8 protein-coding genes are annotated in these 7554 nt (G+C 64.3%); 6 read left to right on the top strand and 2 right to left on the bottom strand.

Annotated features, from left to right (window positions below; all coding sequences use genetic code 11):
- Nucleotides 1-441: phytoene desaturase family protein (locus ACLP9N_RS22205; RefSeq protein WP_442409419.1), on the bottom strand; the 441-nt coding region annotated here is incomplete at its 3' end.
- Nucleotides 442-511: 70 nt separating this feature from the next.
- Here ACLP9N_RS22205 and ACLP9N_RS22200 point away from each other — a divergent pair.
- Nucleotides 512-1138 carry a TetR/AcrR family transcriptional regulator gene (locus tag ACLP9N_RS22200; RefSeq protein ID WP_442409418.1) on the top strand — a complete coding sequence of 209 codons (627 nt, stop codon included), beginning with the start codon at nucleotides 512-514 and terminating at the stop codon, nucleotides 1136-1138.
- On the opposite strand, the gene ACLP9N_RS22195 is transcribed toward ACLP9N_RS22200, so the two are convergent.
- A complete protein-coding gene (locus ACLP9N_RS22195) occupies nucleotides 1130-2743 on the bottom strand; it encodes a PEP-utilizing enzyme (protein WP_442409417.1) in 1614 nt (537 codons plus the stop codon). The genes ACLP9N_RS22200 and ACLP9N_RS22195 overlap by 9 nt on opposite strands.
- A gap of 44 nt (nucleotides 2744-2787) precedes the next feature.
- Here ACLP9N_RS22195 and ACLP9N_RS22190 point away from each other — a divergent pair, with 44 nt between their 5' ends.
- The 5 genes from ACLP9N_RS22190 to ACLP9N_RS22170 all read left to right on the top strand — a co-directional run.
- Nucleotides 2788-3888, top strand: a complete 1101-nt coding sequence (locus ACLP9N_RS22190) for a spirocyclase AveC family protein (RefSeq protein WP_442409416.1) — start codon at nucleotides 2788-2790, stop codon at nucleotides 3886-3888.
- A 9-nt stretch (nucleotides 3889-3897) separates the two neighbouring features.
- On the top strand, nucleotides 3898-4509 hold the full coding sequence (locus ACLP9N_RS22185) for a TetR/AcrR family transcriptional regulator (protein WP_442409415.1): 612 nt from the start codon (nucleotides 3898-3900) through the stop codon (nucleotides 4507-4509).
- Nucleotides 4506-4925 carry an FAD-dependent oxidoreductase gene (locus ACLP9N_RS22180; protein ID WP_442409414.1) on the top strand — a complete coding sequence of 140 codons (420 nt, stop codon included), beginning with the start codon at nucleotides 4506-4508 and terminating at the stop codon, nucleotides 4923-4925. Before ACLP9N_RS22185 ends, ACLP9N_RS22180 begins: the two co-directional genes overlap by 4 nt.
- Nucleotides 4864-5898, top strand: a complete 1035-nt coding sequence (locus ACLP9N_RS22175; protein ID WP_442409413.1) for an FAD-dependent oxidoreductase — start codon at nucleotides 4864-4866, stop codon at nucleotides 5896-5898. Before ACLP9N_RS22180 ends, ACLP9N_RS22175 begins: the two co-directional genes overlap by 62 nt.
- A 468-nt stretch (nucleotides 5899-6366) precedes the next feature.
- A partial coding sequence (locus ACLP9N_RS22170; RefSeq protein WP_442409420.1) for a phytoene desaturase family protein occupies nucleotides 6367-7554 on the top strand: 1188 nt, incomplete at its 3' end.

Here is a 7554-nt window from a genome sequence, read left to right as displayed (position 1 = left end):
CACGACCACGTCCATGATCGGAGCCAGCGCGTTGGCCAGGTCCAGCCAAGCTCGAGCGTCCTTCGGCGAGAACCGTCGCAGCTCGTCGGCGGTGCGACTGGCGTCCTTCCATATCGCCAGGGAGCTTCCGTCCGGAGCCAACTGGACGTGTGCGGGGTCCACCGAGATCTGCTGCAGCCCGTACTTATGCAGCTCGAGGTCCTCGGCGACCCCAAAGAGCCGAAAGATTCCGGTCAACTGGATCGCGCCCTCGTTGAAGTAGTGGCCTGGCGCGCTCGACAGGGTGGCATTGGTGGAGGTCATGCCGCCCACGGTGGGCGACGCCTCCAGGACGGCTACGCGAAACCCGGCGCGGGCCAGGTAACACGCGGCGGTCAACCCATTGTGTCCGGCCCCGATGACCACGTAGTCGGCTTCGGTGGGCAGGTTGGTTTCCGTCATTCCTGTGATCCTCATCGAACTCGATTATAAAATCAAGATTGAGGCATAGATCGAATGCGATACTGCTGTCGTGACTCTGTCTACTGCCCCGATGGGACGCCGCGATCGCCGTAAGGCCGAAGCCCGGCAGCGGCTCCTGACCGCAGCCCACCGGCTGATCGCCGAGAATGGGGTGTCAGACCTTCGAATTGGCGATGTCACCGATCTCGCCGACCTCGGCTTCGGCACCTTTTACACGTATTTCGAATCCAAGGACGCGCTCATCGAGGCCGTCGTGGCCGAGGTGCTTGCCGGCCTGGCCGCAAGGATCGGCGCGGATGCGCTCGAGTTCACCGATCCCGCCGAGGCGGCATCGGTGTCTTACCGGCGTTTCCACCGCTTCAGCCGAGACGAACCCGAACTAGCGCGGGTTCTCGTCGAACTCGACCGCGTTAATGCGATTTTCGAGGACGCGGTGACACCCTGGGCCATGGAGACCCTGTCCCGCGGCCGGAAATCTAATCGATTCGCCATCGACGATCTAGACCTGGCCCTTACCTCGATCGTAGGGGCGGCGTTGGCCGCCATTCGGGCGATTTTGGCCGGCCGCGTCCCGCCGGGTCGGAAGACAGAGTCGCGCGGCGCGGAGATGATGCTGCGCGGTTTCGGCCTCGACCCGGCCGCTGCGAAAGAGATTGCCCGCCGCCCACTACCGTAGCTGCACCCGTACCGAGCCCGCGCCGCCGTCGACGGTCACTCGGTCGCCTGTGCGCAACGTGCGGCTGCCGTCCACAGTATTGATGACACAAGGGATTCCGAGTTCACGAGCAACGATGGCGCCGTGGGACAGCGACCCGCCGATGTCGATGACGACCGCTGCGGCAACCGACAACAGCGGAGCCCACGACGGGTCGGTGATGCGGCACACCAGGATGTCGCCGGGTTCGAAATCATCGGCCTGGTCGCTGTCGGCGTCGTGGACGACCCGCACCGTGCCTTCGGCTATTCCGGGGCTGACACCCATGCCCGAGACGATGTCGACGCGTTCGCGCGGTTCGTCGCAGCCTTCCAACGGTATCGGTGCGGGGTTGCCTTGCCAGGTGGGCGGCAAGTCCAAGCTCCGGTAACGGGTGTAGAGCGCGCGGCGCTCGGCGATAACGGCATCGCGCTCGACGCGTGGGTTGGCGACCAGTTCGTCGAGGGTCAGGAAGAACACATCCTCGGCATCGTCAAGCACACCCTCAGCAGCCAACGACGCGCCGACGGCTCGGGCACCGGCACGCATCCCATCCATGGCCAACAGGAACCCCGCCTTACCGACCTCGCGGCCCAGCACGAACCGGCGCGTCAGCGCCAGCGTGGGCGCTACCAGCGGCCGGCGCGACCACGGGAGGCATGCTCGCAGTTCGCGTTCGGCCGATTGCCGTGCAGTTCGGGTGGACGCCGCATTGGCCAATGGATCGGCCCCAGACTTGCGGTACGACTCGGCTAATACGCGGATCGGCGTGAGGTCCTCGCGCCAGGAGCGGCTCGACACGTCGCCCTCGCCGCGGCCGTGGTAGCCGTGTCGGCGGACGAACTCCTCCTCGGTGAGCTGCCCACTGGCCAGCTCGCGCACGTCGGCGATCACGGCCGACTCCTCCATACCGCCGTACCCACTCACCAGAGCCCGTTCTCCGCCCTCCAACCCGGCGGCGGCGCACAGCTTGGCGAGTTGGTCATAGAAGGCCTGGGCCAGGAGCGTGACGATGCAGTGCGCACGCATCACCGGGATGTAGCGCCGGCTGGCTTCGGAAAGCACCGCGACACCTTCGGCCACCCCGGTGGGTGAACGGTCACAGACCTGGTCCGTCCACCACGTGTAGTTGTCTGCCCGGTAAGCGGCGACCTGGCGCGGAGTCTGGACCACATTCCATGGCATCTTCGCTGCGACGATCGGATACCGTTGGCGCACTGGATGATTGCGTTCTTGCGACATCTTGGCGCCAAAGAATTGGGTCTCCACCGCGTCGCCCGAGGTGCCGGGCATCCGATCGCCGAAGGCGCGAAACGTGTTGACGTTGGCTGCGTATCGTCCGTAGAAGATGCAGCCGAATCGCCGGTTGACATCGGACACGTCAGGTGGGCGTGACCACGCGCCAAGGGTGACGACGACCTCGGATAGCACCTGCTCGGTCAGGCCGCCCCAGATACTCCAGCCCAGCGGCGTGTGCACGCCGGGAGCCGCCTCGGCGACGTTACCCGTCGAAAAGAAGGTGTTCGGCGAGCTGACCATGTGCAGAAGATTCGGCTGCTCGGCGATCGGTGCGGTCTGGTTACTCATCGGGGTCAATGTACGACATTGGAACGAAGTACGCTGAGCGTTCCATGTGTTATGTTCCAGTGATGGGTGCCGGCGTCGATGCGGTTGTGGTCATCCGAGACACGGATGCGGTGAGCACCAAGCCTGCGCGGCCGTCCGGCAAGGTATGGCTCTGGGCCGCTTTGGGCCTGGCGCTGGTGGGACTGGCGGTGACCTGCTGGGCCAGGTGGTTGTTCTCCCCGCAGGCCACACCCGTGGATCCCGGGCCCGATCCGTACTCCTTCGGGTGGGTCATTCGGTTGACGGAGGTGATCAGCCTCTCGGTGTTCGCAGTACTGTTCTGGTTCACGCTGTTGCGGCCGGCGTACCGTCAGCGGACCGTCACCTTGGACGGAAAGCTGTTTCTGGGCGGATTTTTCGCATCGGTTCTCGACGTGTTGTGCCAGATGTTCAACCCGACATGGGCGATGAACGCTCATTCGCTGAACTTGGGCACCTGGGCCCGGCAGCTCCCGGGGTTCGCCGCACCTCAGGGCGACCGATGGGCATGGAGCCTGGGCTGGTGCATGCCCGCCTACATTTGGTTGGGAGTGGGCGCCGCCATTGTGGGATGTGCCTACTTGGACGCCTTACGCAGGAGGCTCCCGCGACTGAGCACGGTCGGTCTTTACGCGGTCGTGCTGGTGACTTTCATGGTGGTCTTCGGGTGCCTGGCTACGGTATGGAACCGAACGGGCGTCTACACCTACGTGTCTTCGCCGAACGCGCTGACCTTGTGGGCGGGCACCACCCACCGGCTACCGCTGACCGAGCTGCTGTTCATTTCGTCCTATTGCTTGATGTTCACGTGGTTGCGCGACGGACGCGACGCGAACGGGCGTTGCGCGGTAGACCGTGACGTCGACACGCTGACTGTGAGCCCCTGGATCAAGACGCTGCTGTCCACCCTGGCGGTGTGTGGCTGGGCGGGCTTCACCACCCTGGTGGCCTACCAGATACCCAACGACTGGATAGCGATGAGCGGCGACGTGAACAGCATCCCGGTGCTGCCGTCCTACCAACAGGGGAGTATCTACTGCGGGCAACCCGGAAAACCTTTGTGCCCCAACCAGTATTTGAATCAGCTGAAACATACCCAAAACAGCGGCGTAACCGGAGGCGGTTAGATGGTCGCCATGCTTACCGAAAATGAGGAACCTGCCCTCCCGGAGCGGGTAATCGCCGCTGCTCGGCGCTGTTTCGCCCGCAACGGCGTGGACCGGACCACGATGCATGACATCGCCAAGGAATCAGGTATCGGGCGCACGGGTGTCTACCGGCTCGGCCTGACCCGGCGGGAGATCACCGAAGCCGCGATCGTGACCAGGCTGCGCGAACTCGGCGAGGGCATCCGGCCGATCGCGGACCGCGACGCCCGGTTTGTCGAGCTGCTGCTGGAGACCTCGATCGCCACGGTGGACGCGGCCCGCTCCGATCCGGAATTGCGCCACCTGCTGGACACCACCGCAACGGTTTCCCTGCACCGGTTGATCACCGGCCACGAATCCTCCATGCAGGGAATCGTTTTGGATGTCCTCGGCCCAATGCTGCGGCGTGCCCGCGAGCGCGGCGAGATCCGGCCTGAAGTCAGCGACGACCGTGTCGTCGAGTGGCTGCGTGGCGTCTACCTGATGTTGATTCTGCGCGAGGATCTCGATGCCGACGCCGAAAGGGCGCTCGTCACAGACTTCGTGCTGCCCTCCCTCGTCGTAACCGAAAAGTCCCCGAGAAAGAGAGCGAAGAGATGACAGCCAACGCCAACGACGGACTTGCTGATCGCGGACCGGTCTTCATCGTCGGTGCCGGGCCATCCGGCCTCACCGCAGCGTATCGATTACGGGCTCAAGGGATTCCGGCTGTCGTTTTGGAGAAGCGCGACCGCACCGGTGGCATGATCCACACCCACCGCGAACAGGGTTACCTCATGGAGGAGGGCGCCACCATCTTGCCGAGTGCCTACGAGCCCGTGGTCAAACTCGCCAACGAGATCGGTAGCGGTCCCGACCTGATCCCAGCCGGGTCGATCATCGGCTTCGCGCGCGATGACACCATCTACAACCTGCGCTCGGATACTGTTTCTCGACGTCCTCAAGACGCCGCTGGTGTCCCTGAAGTCCAAGGCGCTCATGGCCCGTTTCGGTGTCGACGCGACCCGGGCGAGTAAGCTGCTCAACTACGAAGACCTCTCTCGCGCTTCGGCATTCGACACCATGACACCGCGTGAATACTGCTCACTGCACCTCGGCCTGTCCGGGGAGGTCTACGACTACGTCATCAACTCGACGGTGCGCGGAGTGCTGGGTGTGCGCGGCGACGCCATCTCGAACCTAGAGCTGTTCTTCATGCTCTACAACATCCTGGGCAGCAAGCTGTACGCATTCCGCGAGGGATACTCGACCTACGTCGATCGCCTCTCCGAAGGCATGGACATCCGGCTGGGCACCACGGTGCAAGAGATCAGGGAGAACACCGACGGGGTGACCGTCACCTGGACGGGCGCAGATGGCGTCACCCACACCGAGTCCGGCTCAGGCGCGGTAATTACCGCCCGCGGCGATACCATTCCCGACCTCGTACCCGGCCATTTCGACGCGGCTTCGGAGGCGTTCCTGCGCGGTCTGCGTTACACCAAGTGCGTGGTGATGAACACCGGTGTCACCCGCAAACCCAAAGGCATCGTGGCGTCCGTGATCAACATTCCCGAACCAGTCGATCCCGATCTGATGGGCTTCACCTGCGAGCACAACAAGGCGCCCGGCCGCGCACCGGAGGGCCACGGTCTGCTCGACATCCTGACGATGACTGAATTCGCCGAACAGATCATCGACGAGGATGACGACACCATCCGCACCCAAATCCTGCGAAGGATGGAAAAGTTGATCCCCGGTGTCACCGACACCGTGGACTACACGCGAATCGCCCGCTGGAACGAGGTCATCGTCTACAGCAGGCCCGGGCTGTACAAGGAACTTGGGCAGTTCCAGGCCCGGCAGGCAGCCGTCACCTCTCGTATCCAGTTGGCCGGGGTGTTTCGGTCATCGTCGAATATGTGCACCGCCACGGTGTCGGGCGAACGTGCGGCGGCGGAACTGGCGGACCAGCTGCGTGCGCCGCGATCGCGTTTTGTCGCGGTGTAGCAGCGCCGCCAAGCGTTCACACCGATGTTCGCCTGTCACACGGTGACTGAATGCCACACCCAGAAAAGGTCGAAGCCCAGGCGCCGCTGAGGAGCGATGACGGGAATCGAACCGCCCTATTCAGCTTGGGAATTCGGTTCAGTGGGTCCGCATGAGGTGGCCCGTTCGCCACGGGCAGCGGCCTGGCGCTATGCGTGCGGGACAGTACGTCCCGGATGAGAGGCGGACTCTCAGCCGGAATATCCGCCCGCGCCTCGCGATCAACAGCCTCGGCGATCTCGCTGGTGATCACGCGCTGCAAGCTGCGGACGCAAGACCTGAGCCGGCGACGAGAAGGAGTACCGTACCCCAACTGTTGATCTTCGGCCTATTTTCAGGCATGTTATGTCAGAACTAAAGAGTCGTCGTTCCCTTAGTTGGGGTGAGTGACAGGTTTTTGTTACCGACCAGGAGGACCCCTTGTACGACGTGGTCATTGTGGGTGGTGGCCACAATGGATTGACGTGTGCGGCCTATCTGTCCCGAGCGGGCCGGCGGGTGCTGGTGCTTGAGGCGAATGCCGAGCTCGGTGGCTTCGTCGTGAGCGGGGACGTTCCGGGTGCGCCGGGATTCCGGATGAACACGTTCGGTTTCGAGTTCCCGTTCGTCCAGCTCAAGCCATCGATCGTCGACGAGCTCGAGTTGTCGCGGTACGGATTGAGGTGGACACTGCCGGACCCGCACAACACCTACCTCAGCCCCCAGGGCACCCAGTTCTCGCTCTACCGCGACCTGACCAAGACCTGTGAGTCGATCGCGCGACTGTCGAAGAAGGACGCCGAGACCTACCGGGAGCTCATGACCACGCTGATGGCCTGCGCCGACGCCGGGATCCCTTACCTGGCAGACCATCCCACGCGTCCGAGCGCGCGCACGGTCCTGGAGCTGGCCCGGCGTGCGCGGAAGCAGCGGCGGCACCTGCTCCCCGGAACCCGCATCCTGCTTCAGACGCCGTTGGAGATCATGGATGACTTCGAGCGCGATGAGATGAAGGCGTTCATCGCGATGAACGTCGCGACCGGGAGCTTTCGGCCGCTCGACGAGCCCATGAACACGTCGATACTCGCGTACTTCGCGCTCCTGCACCTGGTCCCCCTGCACCGGCCAGTCGGCGGCGCAGGGGCATTCGTCGATGCGCTCGCGGCCTGCGTGCGCGCGTCGGGCGGCGAGATCCGCGCGTCCGCGCCCGTCGAGCGAATCCTGCACCACGCCGGCAAGGCCCGCGGCGTCCAACTCCAGGGTGGGGAGGAGATCCTGGCGAAGGAGGTGGTCGCCGCGATCGATCCGACATCCCTCTTCACCCGGCTGCTCGAGCCTGACGCGGTGCCGCCGAAGGTGCAGGCGCAGGTCGCCAAGATGCAGGTGCTCGCCAGCGGCGTCAGCCACTTCAAAGCTGACTTCGCGGTCAGCCGCCGTCCCACCTTCCCCGGACACGACGTGACCGACGATCAGCTCGCCGGGCTTAGCTTCGCGCCAAGCGTCGACTACGTGCAACGGCTGATGGCCGGCATCAAGCGCGGCGTACTCGCCGACGAACTGCCGTTCTACATCGCGATCCCGTCCGTCCTGGATCGCACGCTGGTTCCCGACGGCAGCGACGGCGACAGCATTGCCGTC

Origin of the sequence: Mycobacterium sp., from assembly GCF_052144515.1 — a bacterium.
In the GTDB taxonomy this organism is placed as follows: Bacteria; Actinomycetota; Actinomycetes; order Mycobacteriales; family Mycobacteriaceae; genus Mycobacterium.
The sequence above is the reverse complement of the archived record's forward strand: the minus strand, read 5'-3'. Positions and strand labels throughout refer to the sequence as shown.